The following is a 22,968-nucleotide window of genomic DNA, read 5'->3' as shown; positions in this document are numbered from 1 at the left end:
CGACAGGCCCCTATTGTAAAAACCAGGCAAAAACAGGGAGGAAACCCCATGGATGGCCTTCTGGCACCCGGAATCAAGGGCCTGCCGAACGACGCTCGCCCCCGGGAAAAGCTGCTCGCGCGCGGGCCCGGTGCCCTCAGCGATGGCGAGTTGCTGGCACTGCTGCTGCGCACCGGCATCTCTGGCAAGCACGTGTTGCAACTCGCCCAGGAGCTGCTGGACCGCTTCGGTGGCATCGGCGGTCTGTTGCACACCGGCGCCGATGCGCTCAAGCAGGTCAAGGGTCTGGGGCCTGCCAAGCGGGCCGAAGTGACGGCTGTGCTGGAACTGGCCCGGCGCGCCCTCGCCCAGACGCTGGAAGAACGCACCATCTTCGAAAGCCCGCAGGCGGTGCGCGACTACCTGCAGCTGCAGCTGGGGGGCCGGCCGCACGAGGTCTTCGCGGTGATTTTCCTGGACAGCCAGAACCGCCTGATCGCGCTGGAAGAGCTGTTTCGCGGCACCCTGACACAGGCCAGCGTCTACCCACGCGAGATCGTGTTGCGCGCGCTGCACCACCACGCAGCCGCCGTGGTGCTGGCGCACAACCACCCGAGCGGCGTGGCCGAGCCCTCGCGCGCCGACATCGAACTCACCCAGATCCTGCTGAAGGCCATGGCGCTGGTGGACGTGCGCGTTCTCGACCACTTCATCGTCACCCGGCAGCGCGCCACCTCGATGGCGGAACAGGGGCTGATGTAACCGGGCGGGAATACTCCCCGGGGTGGGCGACAATTCCCGCATGAAAGTCCACACGCTGGCCGAGCTCAAGGCGCTCAAGCGGACGATGGCCGAGCGCGCAGCGGCCGATGCCGCACGCCGCGAGGCGGAGCGGCTCACCGCCCTCAAGCGGGAACGGGAACACCGGCTGTTCGAACTCGCTGTCGGCCCCGTGCGACCCATCGTGCACCCAGGGCGCATCGAACCCCGTCGCGTCCCCGTGAATCCTGTGCCCGTACAGCGCCAGCGGGACGAGGCCGCGGTGATGCGGGAAGCCTTGTCGGACGAATTCGATATCGAGACGCTTCTGCACACCGATGAGCTGCTGAGCTACCGCCGGCCGGGCCTGGGGCCGGAGATCGTGCGCAAGCTGCGCGAAGGCCGCTGGAGCATCCAGCGCCAGATCGACCTGCATGGTCTGCGCACGGACGAGGCGCGCGAAGCCCTGGGCCGCTTCATTCGAGAGTCACATCAAACGGGTGTGCGCTGTGTGCGCGTGGTGCACGGCAAAGGCCTGGGGTCGCCCGGGCGCACGCCCGTGCTGAAGAACCGCGTGCTGCGCTGGCTGGTGCAGAAAAAAGAGGTGATGGCCTTCGTGCAGGCGCGGCCGGCCGAGGGTGGCGCGGGTGCGCTGGTGGTGCTGCTGCGGCCAAGCTGAGCCGTGGCGGTGGGCTTCAGCCCGGCGAATTCCTCATCCAGTCTGCCGTCTGGAAAAAACTCGCCTTGAGACGCGCTCTCAAGGCCGGGTCGACCTCCACGTCGCCCATCGCCTGGTCCATGCAGGCCAGCCACTGGTCGCGTTCGATGATGCCGATGGCGAATGGCATGTGGCGCATGCGCAGGCGCGGATGACCGAAACGATCGGTGTAGTGCTGCGGGCCGCCGAGCCAGCCGCAGAGAAACCAGACCAGCTTCTGCCGGGCGCTGTCGAGCGTTGTGCCATGCACCGCGCGCAACTCGCGGTAGCGCGGTTCGATGTCCATCAGGTCGTAGAAGCGGTCGACCAGGGCATGCACCTTGTCTTCGCCGCCGATCCAGTCGAACGGTGTGGCGTGCTGCGTGGGTTCCTGGGGTTCGATGAGGTCGCTCATGCCACTCACACTGCCGCTTTGCGCAAAGTTTCCACCACCGGGGTGCGCAGCACGCTGCGCAAACCCCACCAACCCGCCAAGAGCGCCAGCACTGCGCCCAGAATGGCACCGCCGAGCGGCACCCAGGGCGATGCGGTCCAGGAGAACTGGAAGACGAAGCGCGCCAGCGCCCAACCCACCGCGACCGCGACCACCGAGGCGAGGAAACCGGCCAGCAAGCCCACGCCCAGCAGTTCCACGCGCTGCACGTTGCGCAACAGCTGGGAGCCCGCACCCACGGCACGCAGAATGGCGAACTCTCGCTCGCGCTCGCCGCGTGTGGCCGTGATGGCGGAGAGCAGCACGACCAACCCGGCCGCGAGCGTGAAGGCGAACAGGAATTCCACCGCGCTGATGACCTGCCCCAGCACACGCTGCACCTGCGCGATGGTCTGACTCATGTCGACGTTGGTGATGTTGGGGAATTCACGCACCAGAGCGTTGTCGAAACCGTTCGCGGGTTCGGGCGCGCGGAACGCCGTGATGTAGCTCACCGGCACATCCGGCACCTGCGCCACCGGAAAGACGACGAAGAAGTTCACACGCATCGAGCCCCAGTCCACCTTGCGCAGGCTGGTGATGCGGCCTTCGGTGATCTGGCCTGCGATGTCGAAGCCCAGGCGATCGCCGAGCTTGAGGCCGAGCTCCTCGGCCAGCCCCTCTTCCACGCTCAACGCATCGGGCTCGTTGTCCATCCAGCGGCCACCGACGATGGGGTTGTGCTCCGGCACGGTGGCGGTGTTGGAGAGGTTGAATTCGCGGTCCACCAGCCGTTGCGCGCGGTCTTCCGTGAAGTCTTCGGGCACCACGGCCTTGCCGTTGATGGTGACCAGCCGGCCCCGGATCATGGGGTACCAGTCGTAGCGCTGCACGCCCGCACCCTTCAGCGCTTGCTGGAAGGCTTCGCCCTGCTCGGGCTGCACGTTGATGACGAAGCGGTTGGGCGCATCGGGCGGTGTGGCGCTGCGCCAGCTGGAGATGAGATCGGTGCGCAGCAGCACCAGCAGCACCAGCGCGAGCAGGCCGACAGCGAGCGCGCTGATCTGCACCACCGCATACACCGGACGGGCCGAGAGCTGACGCGTGGCCATGACCAGGGCGCGGGGCGCGGTGGCCTCGTTCACGCTGGCACGCAGAACGCGCACGGCGGCGTAGCTGGCGACGGCGAACAGCAGCACGGCCGCCGCGAAGCCGCCCACCGCGATGCCGCCCAGCAGCAGGTCGCGGCTGGCGGCCAGCAACAGCGCCGCGAAGCCGGCCATGCCCAGGCCCAGCACGGCCAGCGTGGCAGGTTTGAGCTGGCCCACGTCGCGGCGGATCACGCGCAGCGGCGGCACCTGGGCGAGCTGCAGCACAGGCGGCAGGCCGAAGGCCATCATGAGGGTGAGACCCATGCCCAGCCCCAGCAGCGCCGGCGCGATACCTGGTGCCGGCAGACTGGCTTCCACCAGCCCCGCGAGCAGCAGCACGAAGGCATGGTGCACCACATAGCCAATGGCCACGCCCAGCGCGCTGGCGAACAGGCCGATCAGGGCGAACTCCAGCGTGTACGCGCGTGCCATGGTGCCCTGCGAAAGGCCGAGCACGCGCAGCATGGCGCAGTCGTCCAGATGACGCTGGGCAAAGCCGCGCGCGGCAATGGCCACGGCCACGGCACACAGCAGTGCAGCCAGCAGGGCCACGAGGTTGAGAAACTTTTCGGCACGCCCCAGCGTCTGCTGCATCTCGGGCCGCCCACCCTCCAGGGACTCCAGCCGCATGCCACGCACATCGGGTTGCCGCATCGCCTGTTCAGCCCAGCGGCTGAATTCGCCAACGCGGGCACCATCACCGGCCACGGCGAGGCGGTAGGTCAGGCGGCTGGCCGGTTGCACCAGGCCCGTGGCGGGCAGATCCGCCGCATTGAGCATGACGCGCGGCGCAAAGCTCATGAAGCCGCCACCCCTGTCGGGTTCGACCACGATGATCCGGCTGATGTCGAACGATGAGTCGCCCAGCAGCAACGGCTGCCCTATCCGAAGGTCCAGCGCGACCAGCAGCGCTTCGTCCACCCACACGGTGCCGGGTGCGGGGATGCTTCTCGCGGCACTGTCGGGCCCGCCCTGGGTCTCGGCCAGGCGCACGGTGCCGCGCAGCGGGTAGCCCTCGCCAACGGCCTTCAGGGCCACCAGGCGCGCCGCGCCGCCCTCTTCCTCGCGTGCGCGGCCCATGGTGGGAAAGCCGAGCGTCTGGGTGGTGCTCAGGCCGAGCGAACGCGCGCGCTCCTCGAACGACGGTGGGGGCACATGGTCACTGCTGACCACCGCGTCGCCGCCCAGAAGTGCGCTGGCATCCCGCGTGAGGCCGCCTTGGAGGCGGTCGGCGAAGAAGCCCACCGCCGAGAGGGCCGCCACGGCCAGCGTGACGGCCAGCATCAGCAGACGAAGCTCACCCGCACGCCAGTCGCGCAACAGGGAGGACCAGCCCAGGGTCCAGAAACGAATGGGCAACGAGCGGATGGGCGATGTCATGGTGACGGATTCGAGCGCGCTCGGTGCAACTGGTTCACTTCGTGCCGAAAATCCGGTCGCCAGCGTCGCCCAGGCCCGGCACGATGTAACCATGGTCATTCAGACCGCGATCGACCGCCGGGGTGTAGACCGGCACGTCGGGATGGGCGTCGTGGAAGGTCTTGAGGCCTTCCGGGCAGGTGACGAGGCACACGAAGCGGATCGAGCGCGGGCCGGTCTTCTTGATCCGGTCCACCGCGCTCACGGCGGAATTGCCAGTGGCCAGCATGGGGTCGAGCACGATGACGTCGCGCTCGTGCATGTCGTGCGGCATCTTGAAGTAGTACTCCACCGCCTGCAGGGTGGCGGGGTCGCGGTACAGGCCGATGTGACCCACGCGCGCGCCGGGAATCACCTGCAGCATGCCGTCCAGGAAACCGTTGCCCGCACGCAGGATGGAGGCGAGAACCACTTTCTTTCCGTCGATGACGCGCGACTTCATCTTCTCCAGCGGGGTCTCGATGTCGATTTCCTGCATCGGCATGTCGCGGGTGATCTCGTAGGCAAGCAGTGCGCTGAGCTCTTGCACCAGCTCACGGAAGCTCTTGGTGCTGGTGTCCTTGCGGCGCATGAGGGTGAGCTTGTGCTGCACCAGGGGGTGGTCAATGACGTGGACGTCTCGGCTCATGGAAATGTCTCGGAAAAGGGTGATCCGAGTTTATGCCCGAACGAACGGGCACCGCCGCGTCAGGTGGAACTGGCTGCGCGCTCGCGGGCCACGGGTGACGGAGCTGGCATCGCGTCGAGCACGATCCGCTGGGGGTTGGCATAGCAGAGAAAACGCTGGTTGGTGGCGCGGCCGATGGCGCACAGGCCGACCCGCCGGGCCACGTCCAGCCCCATCTGGGTGATGCCACTGCGCGAGATCACGACCGCCACGCCCATCTGGGCCGACTTGATGACCATCTCGCTGGTGAGGCGGCCGGTTGTGTAGAAGATCTTTTCGCCCCTGGGGGTGGAAGCGTCGTTCATGGCCATCCACCCGGCAATGGTGTCCACCGCGTTGTGACGCCCGACATCCTCCACGAACAGCTGCAGCGCCTCCCCATGAAACAGGGCACAGGCATGCACCGATCCGGCCGACTTGTAGGTGCTCTCCTTGAGCCGGATGGTATTGACGATGGAATACAGCTGCGACTGCTTCAGCCCGGCTTCGGCAGGGAGGCGGATGTTGTCGATCTCGTCCATGAGGTTGCCAAACACGCTGCCCTGGCCGCAACCCGTGGTCACCACACGCTTCGCGGTGCGCTCCTCGATGCGGTCAATGCCTGCGCGCGTCTTGACCGATGCGGCGTTCACGTCCCAGTCCACCGTGATGGACTCGATCTCGCTGGCCGACGCCACCAGCCGCTGATTGAGGAGATAGCCCAGCACCAGCCACTCCGGGCGGGCGCCCAACGTCATCAACGTGACCAGCTCGCGCTTGTCGACGTAGACAGTGAGATCGCGCTCGGCGGGAATGGCGATGGTCTCGCGCGCGCCTTGTTCGTTCATGACCTCGATTTCTCGGGTCAGCGGGGCGCGCGCTTCGGTCAGTTGGGGAAGGGCCATGGACGAAGACTACCGCATGAAAAGGGCCGCCACCCGGAGGTGCGGCCCATGGGAGGGCGGCGGCAAGGGGCTTCCCCTCGCCCGCCGGTCACTTCTTGGCGGGTGTCGCGGCGCCGGCGGGCGCCTGGCTGCTGGGTGGCGCCTTGGCGGTGTCGGGCGGGGAATGCGCGCCTGCAGCTTCCGCCGGCTTCGGCGGGGTGTAGGCGAAGGGGCCTGGGTCGGTGCAGGGTGGCGCACTGGCAGTGGCCGGTGCCACGGACTTGCCGGCAGCGGCAGCGGTCTTGAAGTAGTTCGCGGCGGCCTTGTCCATCGACACGCACAGCTTGTAGCCCTCCACCTTGGTTGCCCAGGCGGTGCGCGCAGCGGTCTCGGCCGCCTTCGCCTTGGCCTCTTCGGTGGGGGGTGGAGGTGCGGGCAGCTTGGCCTGGGCGGAAGCGGCCAATAGCACGGCCATGCACAACAGGGTACGTTTCATGGGACTTTTCCTTGTCTCTCGGTCTTGTCGTGTTCCTGATGCCTCAGGCCTTGACGGCCTGCACCGCCTCTGCAGCCGCGGCCTCATCGACCTTGGCACTGCGTTGCGCAGGGATCTTGCCGGCCTTGATGTCGTCGTACCAGAGTTCGTGGTGTTCCCTGGCCCAGGTCTCGTCCACGTAGCCGGTCTTCATGGCCTTGTAGGCGCCCTTCATGCCGATCGTGCCCAGGTAGATGTGGCCCATGAACAGCGCCATCATCAGCACCGCCGCGCTGGCGTGGATCATGTGCGCGACCTGCATGTTGCCCCGCGTGTACTCCACCGACGGCAGGATCTTGTCGAGGAACAGGCCGGAGCCCACCACGATCAGGCCGAAGAAGAACACCCCCGCCCAGAACACCACCTTTTCGCCGGCATTGAACCGGTGCGAAGGCACCTCCTTGCCTGTCAGCAAACCGCCACCCTTGAGCAACCAGGTGATGTCTTCCTTCGCCGGCAGGTTGTCCTTGATGAAGGTGAAGATCACCACCACCAGCGACACGGCAAACAGCGGGCCCACGAAGTTGTGCACGTTCTTGAGCGCGTAGGTCAGCCAGCCGAACAGCGTGCTGCCGATGATGGGGAGCAGGAAGAATTTGCCAAAGGCCATCATGATCCCGGAGATGGCCAGGGCGACGAAGGCGATCGCATTGACCCAGTGTGCCGCGCGTTCGAAATACGTGAACCGTTCGATCACACGTCCCGTGGGCTGGCCATGCACCGGAATGGCACCTTTGGCGAAATAGAACAGCGCAATGGCCACCACGACGATGAGCATCAGCGAGCCGCCATAAGGAATGATCCAGTTGTTGCGCACCTGACGCCAGGCCTCACCGGCATTGGTCAGGCGCGAGCCCGGGTAGTTTGCAAAGGGCTGGATCAGGTTGCCGGCTTCCAGGTACGGCAGGCTGGAATAGCCCGTCACACCTTTGCCCACATCGCGCCACATCGGCGCGTTGTTGCCCGGCTGCACCTTGCCGCGCTCGGCGTTGGTCTGCTCGGGGTACTTCGGGTCGGTGCTCGCATCGGGAGCGATCTCGAAGATGTTGGCGCCACGGATGCCACCCATCTGGCCCGTGGCCGGTGCGGCCGCACCCGACGCAGGGGCCGGATCCTCCGGAGGATCGACCTTGAGCGTCTGGGCACTGGCCCAGCCCGCACCGAGCGCCAGCGCCGCGGCCACCAGAAGAGACGGCAGCGACAGGCGACGGGCGCCTGCAGTCAATAGCCTGGTCATGGTGTGTGCCTCAGGGTTGGGTGCCGCCCATGCGGGTGTAGTCGTTCTGGCCGTACTGCGCACGCGTCTTGAGTTGCTGCTCCCAACTGGTGCGGTCGCCGGCCTTCCAGCCGGTGTTCGCATACTGGCTCGCGCCCACGCCGTGGTACGGCGCGCTGTCCTGCTTGACGCCGGCGGCGTTCATTTCCTGCGGCTTCTCGCCGCAAGCCGCGAGGGCCAGCAGCGCAGCGGAGAGTGGGATGACGAGTGTGAAGCGGCGCATCATGACTTGGTCCCTTGTGCGGAGCCATAGGCGGTGCCCCAACCCCAGACTTCAGCGCCCTTGCCCCGCTGCAGCACGCGATTGCGGAAGATATCGGCCACCACGTCGCCATCACCGGCGAGCAGGGCTTTGGTCGAGCACATCTCGGCGCAGGCCGGCAGTTTGCCTTCGGCCAGTCGGTTGCGACCGTACTTCTCGAACTCGCTCTGGCTGCCATGGGCTTCCGGACCACCAGCGCAGAAGGTGCATTTGTCCATCTTGCCGCGCACGCCGAAGGTGCCTTGCGAGGGGAACTGCGGCGCACCGAACGGGCAGGCATACGAGCAGTAGCCACAGCCGATGCAGACATCCTTGTCGTGCAACACCACACCTTCGTCGGTGCGGTAGAAGCAGTTGACTGGGCAGACCGCCATGCAGGGGGCATCGCTGCAGTGCATGCAGGCCACGGAGATGGACTTCTCGCCCGGCACACCGTCGTTGAGCGTGACCACGCGGCGGCGGTTCACGCCCCAGGGGACTTCGTGTTCGTTCTTGCAGGCCGTGACGCAGCCATTGCATTCGATGCAGCGTTCGGCGTCACAGATGAATTTCATTCGTGCCATGTTGTGCTCCTGGTCTTATGCTTTTTCGACGTTGCAGATCGTGGTCTTGGTTTCCTGCATCATCGTCACGATGTCATAACCATAGGTCGTACCCGTGTTGACGGCCTCGCCGCGCACGATGGGGAATGCGCCATCAGGGTAGTAGGCCTTCATGTCCGCACCCTGCCAGCGGCCCGAGAAGTGGAACGGCAGCCACACCGTGTCGGGCCCGACGCGCTCGGTCACCAGCGCCTGCACATTCAGGCGTGCACCCGTCGGCGTGTTCACCCAGACGCGTTCGCCGTTGCGGATGCCACGCGCGGCTGCGGCCTGCGGGTTGATCTCGATGAACATTTCCTGCTGCAGTTCGGCCAGCCAGGGGTTGGAGCGCGTTTCCTCGCCACCGCCCTCGTACTCGACCAGTCGGCCCGAGGTCATGATGAGCGGGAATTTCTCGTGCATCTTGTCCTCGACGTTCTTCGCCTGCAGCGACTTGTAGAGGATCGGCAGGCGCCAGCGGGTCTTCTGGTCGTCGTGGCTGGGGTACTTGGCGATCATGTCCGGGCGCGTGCCATAGATCGGCTCCCGATGCTGCGGCACGGCATCGGGGAAGTTCCAGACCACCGCACGCGCCTTGGCATTGCCGAACGGGTGGCAGCCGTGCTTCATCGCGACGCGGATGATCGCACCCGTCGGGTCGGTCTTCCAGTTCTTGCCTTCGGCGGCCTTCTGCTCGGCCTCGCTGAGGTCGGCCCACCAACCCAGCTTCTTGAGCAGCACGTGGTCGAACTCGGGGTAGCCGGTGGTGATCTCCGAGCCCAGCGAATGCGAACCGTCCTCGGCCAGCAGGGTCTTGCCGTCGCGCTCCACGCCGAAGTTGGCGCGGAAGCAGCCGCCACCGTCCATGACGTGCTTGGAGTTGTCGTACAGGTTGGGCGAACCGGGGTGCTTGATCTCGGGCGTGCCGTAGCAGGGCCAGGGCAGGCCGAAGTAGTCGCCGGTCATGTCGTAGCCGGTTTCCTTGTCGACCACCTTGCCCTTGGCCTTGAGCGTCTTCACGTCGAAGGCGTTCATGTTGCGCATGTGGGCCTTCAGGCGCTCGGGGCTCTGGCCGGTGTAGCCGATGGTCCAGACCGACTTGTTGATCTCGCGCAGGATGTCTTCCGGCACCGGCTCGTCCATGCCCTTGACTTTCTGCATCTTGTAGTTCTTGCTGAGCTCGGTGGCGAAGCCGAGTTTTTCAGCGAACTGGTGCATGATCATGTGGTCGGTGCGGCTTTCCCACAGCGGCTCGATGACCTTCTCGCGCCACTGGATGGAGCGGTTGGACGCGGTGCAGGAACCGCTGGTCTCGAACTGCGTGGCCGCCGGCAGCAGGTACACCGCGCGGTTGGGGTTGAGGTCTTCCGCCTTGCCCGGCATGGCCGCCATCGACGCGGTGGCCGAGGGGTACGGGTCCACCACCACCAGCAGGTCGAGCTTGTCCATCGCGCGCTTCATTTCAAGACCGCGCGTCTGCGAGTTCGGCGCGTGGCCCCAGAAGAACACGCCCCGCAGGTTCGGACCCTGGTCGATCAGCTCGTTGTTCTCCAGCACGCCGTCGATCCAGCGTGAGACGGTGATGCCGGGCTTCTCCATCGTGCCTTCGGCGTACTGTTTCTTGATCCACTCGTAGTCCACACCCCACACGTTGGCGAAGTGCTTCCAGGAGCCGGCGGCCAGGCCGTAGTAGCCGGGCAGCGAGTCCGGGTTGGGGCCGACGTCGGTCGCGCCCTGCACGTTGTCGTGGCCGCGGAAGATGTTGGTGCCACCGCCGCTCTTGCCGACGTTGCCCAGCGCGAGCTGCAGGATGCACGAGGCGCGCACCATGGCGTTGCCGATGGTGTGCTGCGTCTGGCCCATGCACCAGACGATGGTGGCCGGCTTGGCTTCCGCCAGCATCTTGGCCACCTTGAACATCTGCTCTTCCTTCACACCGCAGGCTTCCTCCACGGCGGCAGGCGTCCACTTGGCCATCACGTCGGCCTTGACGGCCTCCATGCCGAACACGCGGTCGTTGATGTACTGCTTGTCTTCCCAGCCGTTCTTGAAGACGTGGTACAGCAGGCCGAAGAGGAAGGGAATGTCGGTACCGGAGCGGATGCGCACGTACTCGTCGGCCTTGGCGGCTGTGCGCGTGAAGCGGGGGTCCACCACGATCATCTTGCAGCCGGTTTCCTTGGCGTGCAGCATGTGCAGCATCGAGACCGGGTGGGCCTCGGCGGCGTTGGAGCCGATGTACAACGCGCACTTGCTGTTCTGCATGTCGTTGTACGAGTTGGTCATGGCGCCGTAGCCCCAGGTGTTCGCGACGCCGGCCACCGTGGTGGAGTGGCAGATGCGCGCCTGGTGGTCGCAGTTGTTGGAGCCCCAGAAGCTCACGAACTTGCGCAGCAGATAGGCCTGCTCGTTGCTGTGCTTGGACGACCCCACGAAGTACACCGAGTCGGGGCCACTGGCCTCGCGCAGCTCCTTCATCTTCGCCGTGATCTCGTTGAGCGCGGTGTCCCAGGAAATGCGCTGGTACTTGCCGTTGACCAGCTTCATCGGGTACCGCAGGCGGTATTCGCCATGACCGTGTTCGCGGAGCGAGGCGCCCTTCGCACAATGTGCACCAAGGTTGATGGGCGAGTCGAATACCGGCTCCTGGCGCACCCAGACGCCGTTCTCGACGATCGCGTCGGACGCGCAGCCCACCGAACAGTGGGTACAGATGGTGCGCTTGACTTCGATCTTGCCGGTGCCGTCGATGGATTTGCCGCCGCTGGCAGCGTGCGATTTCTTCACCAGCGTGAGCTGGCTGGCGGCCAGACCGACGCCCACGCCCAGACCCGAGCGGCGCAGGAAAGCGCGGCGGTCCATGGTGGGCAGGGCCGTGGAGAGGCCGCGCTGCAGGTTGCGCACGAAGCCGGAAGATGCGGAAGAAGCGCGCGGCGCGTGCGCACCCGAAGAGGATTTTTTGGTCAGCAACATGGGGAGAGCTCCGGTTCGCTCAGAGGCGGGTGGTCTGGTAGTACTGCTTGACGTGATCGCTCAGCGAGTAACCACCCCCTTTGGTCGGCGCGACCTTGGACTCGACGGCGGCCACCTCTTCCGGCGCCACGCGGGGAATGAGAGTGGCCGCGGCAGCCAGGGCACCGACCGTGGATGCTCCCGCGAACAGGGTGCGGCGGTTGAGGCCTGTGCGGCCTTCATCGGGTTGGTTTCGTGGGGACTTGTTCATGCATGTCTCCTGGTTGGTCCGGCCCCGCTTCACAACATGCGGGCCTTTTGCATACGTCGAATCTAACCTTCCGTTACCACGTATGCAAGCCGCACATAGGTCCTTCCCTCACAGGCAAATGCGACCTTTTCTCATCTGAGAATGCCGCACCGCAGCATGCTCCTGCGCTTCCGATTTCATAGCCAGAACCGTGCCACGTGCAGGCGGTGCCCGCCGGATGCACGAGGGGCCGTAGCGGCAGTTCGCCCTTTCCCTCGGAAGCGCAGGCCGCGCTTGCGATGGCAATGGATCGATGCGGCGCGCGACTAGGTGATAACCCATGTCCACCAATCCATTAGTGCACGCTGCTGCCGTCAGTCTGTCATCGGCCATCGCGACAAGTTGTCGCACGCGCTTCGCGCCACCACGGCGCGACAGCCACGCGCAATGCGTCTGAAAAGCGCCAATACCCCAGTGATTTCGTAGGCTACGTCCGTAGAATCCCGCCGGGTGGAAACCTCATTTCTTCCCCCCTCGCCCGAACGCACGCTGGAAGGCTGGCCCGACTGGTCGATCCTGATCGTCGACGACGAGCAGGGCATGCTCAACTTCCTCGTCAAGACACTGGCGCCCCGCTGCCATTTCGTGATGAGCGCGTCCAGCGCGGAAGACGGCGCGCAGTGGCTGCGCGGCCACCACGTCGATCTGGTCATCCTCGACATCTCGCTGCCCGGCAAGAGCGGTGTGGCCTGGCTGAAGGAACTGCGGGAACAGGGCTTCACAGGCGAGGTGATCCTGATCACCGCATTCGCCGACCTCGACACCGCCATCGAAGCCCTGCGCGCCGGTGCGTCGGACTTCATCCTCAAACCGTTCCGGGTGCCACAGATCCTCAATGCCGTGAAGCAGTGCTACGAGCGCTCGCGGCTGCGGCGCGAGAACTTCGTGTTGCGCCGCGCCGTCACCAGTGCGCCGGGGCGGGCCGCGCTGGTTGGCGGCTCTGTCGCCATGCAGCAGCTGCGCAAGTCGATCGAGCGCGTGGCACCGGTCAACAGCACCGTGCTGCTGCAGGGCGAATCCGGCACGGGCAAGGAACTGGTGGCGCGCGAACTCCATGCCCTCAGCAGCCGGGCAGGTGGCCCCTTCGTTCCTGTCAACTGCGCGGCGGTATCCCCCGAGCTGATCGAGAGCGAGCTGTTCGGCCATGCCAAGGGGGCGTTCACCGGGGCCACCCGTGCGCGCGACGGCCTGTTCCATTACGCCCAGGGCGGCACACTGTTTCTCGACGAGATCGCCGAGCTGCCCTTGCCCATCCAGGCCACGCTGCTGCGCGCGATCGAAGACCTCAACATCCGTCCCGTGGGCAGCGAACAGCTTGTGCCACTGAACCTGCGCATCGTCGCGGCCACCAACCGGCAGCTCAGCGATGAGGTGGCAGCCGGCCGCTTCCGCAAGGACCTGTTCTTCCGCCTGCAGGTGGTGGACCTGGCCTTGCCTCCCCTGCGCGAGCACAAGGACGACATCGCGGAGCTGGTGGCGCACTTCATGGCGCAACTCGCTCCCTCGCTCGGTGTGGAGCCCCTGTCCATCAGCGAACAGGAGATGGACTTCCTGCGCGAGTACGACTGGCCAGGCAATGTGCGGGAACTGCGCAACCTGATCGAGCGCTCGCTGATCCTGGGCAACCTCAACGTGTCGGCGCTGTACCCAGGCCAGACCCGCCGCCCCGACACCAACGCGGCGCCCACCGACCTGCACACGCTGGAGAAGATGCACATCCTCTCGGTGCTCGAGTCGGTACAGGGTGACAAGACCCGTGCCGCACAGCTGCTGGGCGTCTCCCGCCGCACCCTGGAACGCCGTGTGGCGGAGTGGAGCATGGCATGACCCGGCGCGCTGCCTCAATCGCATGACACTCTGGCGTGCGCCACGCTGGCTGGCCGGCTCGGTCCGCAACAAGCTGCTGGCCATGGCGCTGCTGCCGCTGCTGCTCGCATTTCCGATGCTGGTGCTGGCGCTGGCGCTGTGGGGTAACGTGGCCTACGACCGTCTGCTGATCACCAAGGTGCGCAGCGACCTCGCGGTGGCCCATGGCTACTTCGAACAGGTGCTCAGCGAGGTGGGGTCGGGCACGCTGGGCGTGGCCGCATCGCAGTCGCTCTACACCGCGCTGCACGCCGCCACACCCGACAGGCGGCAGGCACTCAACCAGCAGCTCGCATTGGGCCGCGAGCGGCTCGGCCTGGACTTCCTCGTGCTCTATGACCCTCAGGGCGAGGCCCTTGCGCGCGCCGTGCCCAACGGTCTCAGCCGGGAAGATGCCACCGCCCCGATTCCGCAAATGCCGCCCGCACTCGGCGGTTCGCTGAAGATCAGCCGCACGAACGCCAACGCCAGGCTGCTGGTTCTCGACCCGGAGGGACTCGAGGCACTCGCGCCACACCTCGCCGCGCGCCTTCGCATCCCTCTGGTGGCCACGCGCAACGCGGCGCCCGACACGCGAGAAGCCGAGCACCGCGCGCTGGTCATGCTCTCGACCCACCCGGTGCGCGACGCCGCTGGACAGACGATCGCGGTGCTGGCTGGTGGTCTGCTGCTGAACCAGAACCTGGACTTCATCGACCACATCAACCGCATCGTCTACCCCGAAGGGTCGCTGCCCTTCGGCAGCCAGGGCACGGCCACGCTGTTCATGGATGACGTGCGCATCACCACCAACGTGCGCCTGTTCCAGGACCAGCGCGCCATCGGCACACGCGTGTCGCAGACGGTGCGCGATGCCGTGCTGGAACGCGGGCAGACCTGGCTGGACCGCGCCTTCGTGGTGAACGACTGGTACGTCTCCGCCTACGAACCCCTGCTCGATGCGCACGACCGCCGCATCGGCATGCTTTACGTGGGCTACCTGGAAGCACCCTTCCGACTCGTGCGCTATGCAATGCTGGGCGTGATGGGCCTGATCTTCCTGGGCGTGATGGCGCTTTCGGCCTGGTTCTCGTTGCGCTGGGCTCGCAGCATCTTCCAGCCGGTACAGCAGATGAACCGAACCATGCAGCTGGTGGAGGAAGGCCAGCCGCATGCACGCGTGGGCGAGATCTCGGCGCGCGACGAACTGGGCGCGCTGGCCGGACACCTGGATCAGTTGCTCGACGTGATCGACGACAAGACTGCGGCCCTGCAACGCTGGGGCGAAGAGCTGGACCACAAGGTGGCCGAGCGCACGGCGGAGCTGGAGGCCAGCAACGCCTCGCTGCAGCTGGCGCAGCAGCAGCTGGTGAAGAGTGAAAAGCTCGCAGCGATCGGCCAGCTCACGGCCAGCATCGCGCACGAGATCAACAACCCGATCGCGGTGATGCAGGGCAACCTGGACCTGATGCGGGAGACGCTGGGCGAGGCCAGCCAACCGGTGAAGTCGGAGCTGAAGCTGCTGGACGAGCAGGTGGAGCGCATGCGCATCATCGTCACGCAGTTGCTGCAATACGCGAGGCCCACGGAATACGCGGGTTATGTGGAAACGCTGGACATCAATCGCACAATGGAGGACTGCCTGGTGCTGGTGGGTCATCTGCTGGCGCAGACGAACATTGGCGTGGAACGCGACTTCCAGGCGACGCGGCGCGCAGGATTGAACCGACAGGAGCTGCAGCAGGTGATCATCAACCTGATGATCAACGCGATACAGGCGATGCCCAAGGGCGGTGTGTTGCGGCTGATGACGCGCGACTGGATGGACAGGGCGGGGCGAAGTGGCGTGCAGCTGTGGGTACAGGACAGCGGCGCGGGCCTGTCACCCGAGGTGCTGGAGCGGCTGTTCCGTCCGTTCTTCACGACGAAGAACGACGGCAACGGCCTGGGTCTGTGGATCAGCCAGGGCCTGGTGGAGCGCTATGGCGGGCACATCACGGCCGAGAACCTGGCGTCAGGGGCGTCGTTCTGCGTGGCGCTGTTGACCGAGCCGCATGCGCCGGATGCCGCGCCCACCCGGGATGGGCGGCCCGGGGGGCTCTGACCCGATCTCCCCAACCCCTCAGCGCGAAAACTCAGACCAGCATGTCGAAACCTTGCGTCTCGACATTGAAGAAGGCCCGCGTGAACCCAGCCAGCGCCGCGTAGAACCGCGCCTTGGGATGGCGTTCCACCGCATCGCACATCTGCAACACCCAGGGCTGCAGATGGGCTGTGAAGAACTTCTGCTGTTGCGTGAGATTGGCCACCTCCACATCGTCACCGGCGATCAGATAGCGCATCACTTCGCAGAGATAGGCAATGTGGTCTTCGGTCTCGGGCATGGCCTCGTCGCGCGACAGCCCCAGCAACGCCAGATCGCCGCGCAGCGCCGCCAGTGGCTTCTCGTTCAGGAAACCGCTCAGGTAATGCGAACCGAACAGGAACACTTCCGGTTTTCCCACCCCGCCGAACAGCGATTCGAACTCCGCAGCCACTTCATCGTCCCCCATCGACCGGGTGGCAGCCACCACCTCGCGCCAGGGCTCCTCGAGGAATCCACCCGCGGCCGGCGCTTCGGTCACGGCCACGCGCAGCTGCGACATCAATTCGGTCGAGGGCGGTGCGTAATACAGCGCGGCCAGCAGCCCATACACCTCGGCGCGGGCCGTTTCTTCGTCCAGCGTGGAAGTCGAGACAGGAAGGTCGTTGTTCATGTGAGCTCGCGGATCAGTGATCGGTGATGCGGGCCTCGCCCGGATTGGAGTACAGGTCCACCACACGGCAGTCGCCGCACATTTTCAGGCGCTCCAGCGCCTCGCCCTGGAACATCGCGTGGCCCGAGAGCTTGGCCAGCATGACCTCGATGCCTTTGAGCGTGCCGAACGGCTTGGCGCAGCGGATGCAATGGTAGGGCTGTGCCTCGTTGAGGACGCGCAGCTGCTTGCGCTGCTCGCCCAGCAACAGGCGCGGCTGCAAGGTGATGGCGTCTTCCGGGCAGGTGCTGGCGCACAGGCCGCACTGCACGCAGTTCTTCTCGATGAAGCGCAGCTGCGGCCGCTCCGTGTTGTCCTGCAGTGCGCTGGCCGGGCAGGCGCTCACGCAGCTCAGACACAGGGTGCAGGTGTCCTTGTTGACGTTGATCGTGCCCAGCAGCGACGCGCCGGGCAAGGCGATGGCCTCTGCGGGCGCGCGTTGTGCCGCGCTGTCCTGCAGCAGGTGATCGAGCGCGAGTTCGACGGTGGCACGCTTCTCGGCCTGGATGGCGAACGTGGCGCGGCGTTTTACGGCCTGCGCCGGTGCGTCGTCCAGCGCGGCATCCAGCGCCGTCACATCCGTCGCCTCGATCAGACGGAAATGCCGGCCGCTGTATCCCAGGCCGTTCACGATGGCCTGCGCAACGTCCATCTGCGCGCGCACGGCTTCGCGGTACTGCGGCGCCTCCTCGCCGGTCATCAACACCCACACCTGCGACGCGCCGTAAGCAAACGCTGGCAGCCACACGTCCAGCCCGACAGAGGCGGTGTGCCACAGCGGTTGCGGGATCACGCGCGCGGGCACGCCGCGCACGGCCTTGGCATCGAGCGAAGCGGCGCGGCCCAGGTCGGCAACGAGTGCAGCACCGGCCTTGTCGCTGTGCAGCAGCAGGGCCGCGTCCTTGCCACCGGCCTTGGCGTACGTGGACAGCACGGTGCGCAGTTTCGTGCCCTGCTCGCCCGCGCGCGGGTAGGCGTACGACAGCGCGCCCGTCGGGCAGACCGTGGTGCAGGCGCCGCAGCCCACGCACAGGTTGGGGTTGACGATGATCTGGTTGCGCTTGAGATCGCTGCTGACCGCCAGTGCCGAGCACACCTCGACGCAGGCGTTGCAACCCACGGTTTCGTTGCGGCCATGCGCGCAGAGCTTCTGCTTGTAGGTGAAGAACTTCGGTTTCTCGAACTCACCGACCAGATCCCTCAACTGGATGACGGTGGCCATGGCCGCCTCGGACTTCAGGCCACCAGCGAGGTGGAAATAGCCCTGCGGAGGCGCGTGCTGCGTGAATGCCGGCGTGTCGCGCAGGTCCAGAACGATGTCGAAGCGTTCCGTGTGCGCCTGGTCTTCACGCTGGAAGTTGATGGCACCGACCGATTCGCAGGCCGTCACGCAGGCGCGGTGGCTCTTGCAACGGTCCATGTCGATCTGATAGTCCAGTCCGATGGCACCTTCGGGGCAGGCGGCAACACAGGCATTGCATCGCGTGCAGAGGTCCAGATCGATGGGATTGTCCGTGCGCCAGCTCACGTCGAACGCGCCCAGCCACCCGCGTACCTCGTGCAGCGCGCCCGCGATCACCGGGTGGCGACGCGCCTGCGTGCCACGGCCACCCGTGGCCATGAGGCTCACCTGCAACACATCGCCCACCATCGCGGCGATGCGTTCGCTCTCGTCGAGCTTACCGATGATCAGCAACCGCCCTTCGCTCTTGTAAGTGACCGTGGGCACCGGCTCGGGGTCGGGCAGACGGGCTGCGGCCAGCAGCGCCGCCATCTTCGGCATGGCCCGGGCGCCTTCACGGCCCCAGCCGCCGGTTTCGCGGATGTTCACGAAATGGATCGGGCGCACATCGAGCGCGACCGCGCCCTCGGTCTGTTCCGAGAGTTCGGTGAAGAGCTGGCTCTCCTGCGTGCAGGCCACCACCAGCTCGTCCTTGCTGCGACAGGCCTTCTGGAAGGCGGGCGCGTCGCGGCGGCACAGCGTGGTGTGCAGGGTCAGGTCTTCATCCAGCGCGTCGCCCAGAACCCGGGGGTTCAGCGGCATCGTCTGGTTGCAGTTGCAGATCAGGGTGGTCATCGTGGGAATCCGGGGAAGCGGAAGCGAGCGGTTCGCAAGCGTCGGCGGTGGCGTCCGGGTGGGACGGTCCGCCGATCGGTTCGGGAGAAGGGTCGGAGGCAGCAGCCTGGGGCGCGTTCACCTCGGGCGGGCGGACCTCGTCGGGGTCGTCCACCAGCTTGAGGAAACGCGCGCCCACCATCTTGGCCACCTCGGCGGCCAGCAATGGGCTGGGCTTGGAGTAGTCGTCGATGTAGATGTCCAGTCCGTCCATCACGTTGTAGTGCGGATCGGTGAACAACTTCTTCATCGCAGCGTTGCGCACATCGCTGGGCACGCCACGGGCCACGAAGCCGGAGTAGTCCGACTCGGGTGTGAGGCGGGCAACGTCTTCCAGCGTGAGGGCGGGCGGCGATTCCGCCGCCTCAGAAGGTTGCGGTGCCGGCCCCGACGGTGCAGCGGGTGCGGGTGCGGGGGCCGGAGCCGCCACCGGCATTGCAGGTCTGGCCGGCGGCTCTGGCGGCACGGCCTCGCCGGTGCGCACCTGCACCTTTCGGCGCGACCAGCGCGAGAAGAAGTTGCTGTCGTCTTCGGCGGCCATGATCAGTGCCCGGGAGCGCCACCCCGGCGTTTGTCTGTGGAGATGCGCACCGGTTGACCGAAGCGGTCGGTCAATGGCTTGAAGCTGTCGGGGCGCTTGCGCTTCTTGGGCTCGGGCTGGTAGGTGGCGTCCACGAAGCCGCGCAGCCAGTCCACCACCACCTCCGGCGCGGCCACCTGGTCCACCCGCTCCTGGGCGTCGAGCCAGCGGCCCGCATCGTGGTAGCTCAGCGTCACGATCTGTGGCACGGCCATGGGTTCGCCATCCAGCAGGCGCTCTTCATCGGCGCGCCAGAACACCCAGAAGCAGGGGTTGGGGCTGTTGAGGTTGAGGAAATAGCCTTCGGCGTCGTCGCGGAACAGCTCCACGCGAAAACGTGGAAACAGCCAGTGCGTGGCCTGCGCGTCGGAGCCTGCAGTCTCCACCGGCTCCACCGCATGCGGTTCGTGTGCCTCGTGCTCTGGCGCGGGACCGGTGTCTTCCGGGTCGGTGCGCACCATCACATCGGCCAGCACCCAGCGCCAGGCCTGCCAGCGGCTCATGGGCCCGCTCACCGGCTCGCGCCGCATCACCACATCGACTTCGATGGCGGGTCGGCTGCGGGCGGGGGACGACATATGTTCGATCTGCATACGGAGACCGACTGTAAGCCATACCCCCAGGAGCAGCGCGCTTTCAGCGGCTTCTCCCCGCCCCAAGGTGCGACATGCAAGGGGAAACCCTGAAATTTCCGCGTGCTCCCTGGACGAGGCGCCACCAGCCACAAGGTCGATGGTGACCGGGTGGCCCGCCGCAGCGGCATAAAAGGAGGAGAACCGGCGCAGCCGGTTCGGGGGACAGCCGCGGAGGCGGGCCACCCGGTCGCCACCGACCGCCGCCCCGCCAACGCCAGAGAGAAACGCAGCCTCAGTACGTCTCGAGATGCAACCGGCCTTCGCGCTTCAACGCGGCGCCAATGGTGTCCCAGTTCAAGCCCGCACCCTGCGCCACATCGCGCAGCGCCAGCACCACGCCCTCCTCCATGCTCTTCAGGCCACACACATAGAAATACGTGTTCGCGTCCTGCAGCATCGCGGCCAGGTCGGCGGCGCGCTCGCGCATCACATCCTGCACGTAGCGCTTGGGCTGGCCCGGCGTGCGGCTGAACGCGAAGTTGATGTCGATGAAGTCCTTGGGCAGGCTCTGCAGTGGGCCAAAGTACGGCAGCTCTTCCTGCGTGCGCGCGCCGAAGAACAGCATCAGCTTGCCGCCCTCGAACTTGCCCGAGGCGCGCAGGCGTCGGCGCCATTCGGTCATGGCGCGCATGGGCGCGCTGCCGGTGCCGGTGCAAATCATCACGATGCTCGAACGCGGGTGGTTGGGCATGAGGAAGCTGGTGCCGAACGGCCCGATCACTTCCACCTTGTCGCCCACCTTGAGGTCGCACATGTAGTTGCTCGCCACGCCGCGAACAGGGTCGCCGTCGTGGTCCTGCAGCACGCGTTTGATGGTCAGCGACAGGTTGTTGTAACCCGGACGCTCGCCGTTGCGCGGGCTGGCGATGGAGTACTGGCGCGCGTGGTGCTTGCGGCCGATGTCGTCGACACCGGGCGGCACCACGCCGATGCTCTGGCCTTCCAGCACCGGGAAAGGCATGGCGCCGAAGTCGAGCACGATGTGGTGGGTGTCGTAGTCGCTGCCAGCGGTCTTGCCGACTTCGGTGACCCGCACATTGCCGACCACGGTGGCGGTCACCGTCTTCTGCGCGGCCTTGGGGCCGTAGAGGTTGCTGTAGGCGTGGGCGGCCGACCAGGGCGGCAACGTGGCGCCAAAGGCGGCCGAGTTGAAAGCCTCTTCACCACCCGGCTCCTTCACCACCGCCGGCGGTGCGACGGGCGCTGGTGCGGTGGACACGTCGGCACCGGCTTCTGCCAGGCCTTCGAGTTCTTCGGGCGGCAACTCGGCAGGCAGTTCGTCCCACTTGAGCTGCTCTTCGGTGGTGTAGGCCCGCACGCGGGGCATCATGCGCCAGTTGTCGATCGAGCCGGTGGGGCACGGCGAGATACAGTCCATGCAAAGGTTGCATTTGGACGCATCGACCACGTAGTTCACCGAATCGTGCGTGATCGCCTGCACCGGGCAGATGGCTTCGCAGGTGTTGCACCGGATGCAGATTTCCGGATCGATCAGGTGCTGCTTGATGACAGCGGCTTCAGCAATGGCGTTCATGGCGAGTCTCCGTGGAATCGAGAGACAGTGTAGGAGCGAGGAAGGCTAAGACCAAGGTCGCCGCGGAACTGGCTTTGCCAGGCCGCCAGCGACGCCCCCTGGGGGGTGACGCCGCAGGCGGCGCGGGAGGCGTCAACAAACAGTCACCCGAACCTGACGTATTCGAAGTCGACCGGCTGGCGGTTGATGCCCATGACAGGCGGGGCGATCCAGCCGGCGAACTTGCCGGGGTCGACCACGCGACCCATGAGCGAGGCGACAAAGGCGAAGTCTTCCGGGGTCGGCAGCCACTCGCTCTTTTTCGCGGCCCATTCGGCCTCGTTCACCACGCGGCCATCGGGCGACATCTTGATGCCGGCGAGCGCGCCGATCTGGCGGTTGAAGGCCTTGTGCGGCACTGTCAGGCGGGTCGGGATGCCGGCTTTCTCCAGCACCTTGTTCCAGCGGTTCACACCGGCCACGGAGTCGGTGATGAAGTCGTCGCGCAGCACTTCGTTGAGCGCGTTGAGCATCGGCACTTCCTTCTCGACCAGCTGGCCGTCGCGGACTTCCAGCACCTTGTAGGTCTGTCCCTTGAGGATGTGGTCGTCGGTGCGCTTGCCTTCCTCGTAGCGGCCCTTGAGGCCCGAGCTGTAGAAGATGGCGGCATTGCTCGACTGGTCGGCACCGAACAGGTCGATGGTGACGCTGTAGTGGAAGTTCAGATAACGCTGGATGGTGCCCAGGTCGATGGCGCCGGCGGCGCGCACCTTCTGCGGGTCATCCGTCTTGAGTTCGTTCATCACCTGCGCGGTGCGCGTGAGCACACGCGACACGCCGCTCTCGCCCACGAACATGTGGTGCGCTTCCTCGGTCAGCATGAACTTGGTCGTGCGGGCCAGCGGGTCGAACGCAGACTCGGCGAGCGCGGACAACTGGAACTTGCCGTCGCGGTCGGTGAAGTAGGTGAACATGAAGAAGGCCAGCCAGTCGGGCGTCTTCTCGTTGAACGCACCCAGGATGCGGGGGTTGTCCTGGTCACCCGAGGTGCGCTGCAGCAGCGCCTCGGCTTCTTCACGGCCGTCGCGGCCGAAGTGCTTGTGCAGCAGATACACCATGGCCCACAGGTGGCGGCCTTCTTCCACGTTGATCTGGAACAGGTTGCGCAGGTCGTACATGGACGGCGCGGTCAGGCCCAGGTGGCGCTGCTGCTCGACGGACGCGGGCTCGGTGTCGCCCTGCGTGACGATGATGCGGCGCAGGTTGGCACGGTGCTCGCCAGGCACGTCCTGCCAGGCCTTCTCACCGAGGTGATCGCCAAAGTGGATCTTGCGTTCGGCATCGCCCGGGTTCAGAAAGATGCCCCAGCGGTAGTCGCGCATCTTCACGTGGCCGAACTGTGCCCAGCCCTGTGGGTCCACGCTGACCGCGGTGCGCAGGTACACCTCGTGGTTGGTCGAGCCTTCGGGGCCGACGTCGTCCCACCAGTTGATGAAGTTGGGCTGCCAGCCTTCGAGTGCGCGCTGCAGCGTGCGGTCCTCGCTGAGGTTGACGTTGTTGGGGATCTTCTCGCTGTAGTTGATCGTGGACATGGCGGTTC

The 22,968-nt window shown here is 66.1% G+C and carries 20 protein-coding genes; 4 read left to right on the top strand and 16 right to left on the bottom strand.

Annotation, left to right across the window (positions count from 1 at the left end):
• Positions 1–48: 48 nt before the first annotated feature.
• The gene (radC, locus tag J2X09_RS11560) at positions 49–741 is read left to right on the top strand and encodes a RadC family protein (protein WP_204733571.1); all 693 of its coding nucleotides are present in this window, start codon (positions 49–51) and stop codon (positions 739–741) included.
• A gap of 40 nt (positions 742–781) precedes the next feature.
• A complete protein-coding gene (locus tag J2X09_RS11555) occupies positions 782–1,417 on the top strand; it encodes a Smr/MutS family protein (RefSeq protein ID WP_204733570.1) in 636 nt (211 codons plus the stop codon).
• 16 nt (positions 1,418–1,433) lie between these two features.
• Here J2X09_RS11555 and J2X09_RS11550 read toward each other — a convergent pair whose 3' ends face one another.
• The 10 genes from J2X09_RS11550 to J2X09_RS11505 all read right to left on the bottom strand — a co-directional run bounded on the left by J2X09_RS11550 (position 1,434) and on the right by J2X09_RS11505 (position 11,845).
• The gene (locus J2X09_RS11550; protein WP_204733569.1) at positions 1,434–1,850 is read right to left on the bottom strand and encodes a group II truncated hemoglobin; all 417 of its coding nucleotides are present in this window, start codon (positions 1,848–1,850) and stop codon (positions 1,434–1,436) included.
• 5 nt (positions 1,851–1,855) lie between these two features.
• On the bottom strand, positions 1,856–4,399 hold the full coding sequence (locus J2X09_RS11545; RefSeq protein WP_204733568.1) for an ABC transporter permease: 2,544 nt from the start codon (positions 4,397–4,399) through the stop codon (positions 1,856–1,858).
• 34 nt (positions 4,400–4,433) lie between these two features.
• Positions 4,434–5,066 carry a uracil phosphoribosyltransferase gene (gene upp, locus J2X09_RS11540; protein WP_204733567.1) on the bottom strand — a complete coding sequence of 211 codons (633 nt, stop codon included), beginning with the start codon at positions 5,064–5,066 and terminating at the stop codon, positions 4,434–4,436.
• A 59-nt stretch (positions 5,067–5,125) separates the two neighbouring features.
• Positions 5,126–5,989, bottom strand: a complete 864-nt coding sequence (locus tag J2X09_RS11535) for a formate dehydrogenase accessory sulfurtransferase FdhD (RefSeq protein WP_204733566.1) — start codon at positions 5,987–5,989, stop codon at positions 5,126–5,128.
• A gap of 88 nt (positions 5,990–6,077) precedes the next feature.
• Positions 6,078–6,464: a hypothetical protein gene (locus J2X09_RS11530; protein WP_204733565.1), complete on the bottom strand. Its 387-nt coding sequence runs from the start codon at positions 6,462–6,464 to the stop codon at positions 6,078–6,080.
• 43 nt (positions 6,465–6,507) lie between these two features.
• Positions 6,508–7,740 (bottom strand): formate dehydrogenase subunit gamma, encoded by a 1,233-nt coding sequence (locus J2X09_RS11525; RefSeq protein WP_204733564.1) that lies wholly within the window; start codon positions 7,738–7,740, stop codon positions 6,508–6,510.
• A gap of 10 nt (positions 7,741–7,750) precedes the next feature.
• Positions 7,751–8,005 carry a hypothetical protein gene (locus J2X09_RS11520; protein ID WP_204733563.1) on the bottom strand — a complete coding sequence of 85 codons (255 nt, stop codon included), beginning with the start codon at positions 8,003–8,005 and terminating at the stop codon, positions 7,751–7,753.
• Positions 8,002–8,604 carry a formate dehydrogenase FDH3 subunit beta gene (fdh3B, locus tag J2X09_RS11515; protein ID WP_204733562.1) on the bottom strand — a complete coding sequence of 201 codons (603 nt, stop codon included), beginning with the start codon at positions 8,602–8,604 and terminating at the stop codon, positions 8,002–8,004. The genes J2X09_RS11520 and fdh3B overlap by 4 nt, the downstream gene beginning before the upstream one ends.
• Before the next feature lie 15 nt (positions 8,605–8,619).
• Positions 8,620–11,595 (bottom strand): formate dehydrogenase subunit alpha, encoded by a 2,976-nt coding sequence (locus J2X09_RS11510; protein WP_204733561.1) that lies wholly within the window; start codon positions 11,593–11,595, stop codon positions 8,620–8,622.
• Positions 11,596–11,614: 19 nt separating this feature from the next.
• Positions 11,615–11,845 carry a formate dehydrogenase gene (locus J2X09_RS11505; RefSeq protein ID WP_204733560.1) on the bottom strand — a complete coding sequence of 77 codons (231 nt, stop codon included), beginning with the start codon at positions 11,843–11,845 and terminating at the stop codon, positions 11,615–11,617.
• Between the two features lie 489 nt (positions 11,846–12,334).
• Here J2X09_RS11505 and J2X09_RS11500 point away from each other — a divergent pair, with 489 nt between their 5' ends.
• Both J2X09_RS11500 and J2X09_RS11495 read left to right on the top strand, forming a co-directional pair.
• Positions 12,335–13,711: a sigma-54-dependent transcriptional regulator gene (locus tag J2X09_RS11500; RefSeq protein ID WP_204733559.1), complete on the top strand. Its 1,377-nt coding sequence runs from the start codon at positions 12,335–12,337 to the stop codon at positions 13,709–13,711.
• A gap of 22 nt (positions 13,712–13,733) precedes the next feature.
• Entirely contained in the window at positions 13,734–15,833 is a 2,100-nt protein-coding gene (locus J2X09_RS11495; protein WP_204733558.1) for a sensor histidine kinase, read from the top strand.
• 31 nt (positions 15,834–15,864) lie between these two features.
• Here J2X09_RS11495 and J2X09_RS11490 read toward each other — a convergent pair whose 3' ends face one another.
• From J2X09_RS11490 to boxB, 6 genes are all read right to left on the bottom strand, one after another.
• Positions 15,865–16,485 (bottom strand): TorD/DmsD family molecular chaperone, encoded by a 621-nt coding sequence (locus J2X09_RS11490; protein WP_204733557.1) that lies wholly within the window; start codon positions 16,483–16,485, stop codon positions 15,865–15,867.
• A 13-nt stretch (positions 16,486–16,498) separates the two neighbouring features.
• Positions 16,499–18,601 carry a 4Fe-4S binding protein gene (locus J2X09_RS11485; RefSeq protein ID WP_310308274.1) on the bottom strand — a complete coding sequence of 701 codons (2,103 nt, stop codon included), beginning with the start codon at positions 18,599–18,601 and terminating at the stop codon, positions 16,499–16,501.
• Positions 18,528–19,181, bottom strand: coding sequence for a DUF3306 domain-containing protein (locus tag J2X09_RS11480; protein ID WP_204733556.1), 654 nt, complete (start codon positions 19,179–19,181; stop codon positions 18,528–18,530). The genes J2X09_RS11485 and J2X09_RS11480 overlap by 74 nt, the downstream gene beginning before the upstream one ends.
• A 2-nt stretch (positions 19,182–19,183) precedes the next feature.
• Positions 19,184–19,798 (bottom strand): DUF3305 domain-containing protein, encoded by a 615-nt coding sequence (locus J2X09_RS11475; RefSeq protein ID WP_204733555.1) that lies wholly within the window; start codon positions 19,796–19,798, stop codon positions 19,184–19,186.
• Between the two features lie 289 nt (positions 19,799–20,087).
• Positions 20,088–21,389, bottom strand: a complete 1,302-nt coding sequence (gene boxA, locus J2X09_RS11470) for a benzoyl-CoA 2,3-epoxidase subunit BoxA (RefSeq protein WP_204733554.1) — start codon at positions 21,387–21,389, stop codon at positions 20,088–20,090.
• Positions 21,390–21,532: 143 nt separating this feature from the next.
• Positions 21,533–22,960: a benzoyl-CoA 2,3-epoxidase subunit BoxB gene (gene boxB / locus J2X09_RS11465; protein ID WP_204733553.1), complete on the bottom strand. Its 1,428-nt coding sequence runs from the start codon at positions 22,958–22,960 to the stop codon at positions 21,533–21,535.
• Between the last annotated feature and the right edge of the window lie 8 nt (positions 22,961–22,968).

The sequence above is a fragment of the Hydrogenophaga laconesensis genome, from assembly GCF_031457235.1.
GTDB classification, from domain to species: Bacteria; Pseudomonadota; Gammaproteobacteria; order Burkholderiales; family Burkholderiaceae_C; genus Hydrogenophaga; species Hydrogenophaga laconesensis.
The sequence above is the reverse complement of the archived record's forward strand: the minus strand, read 5'-3'. Positions and strand labels throughout refer to the sequence as shown.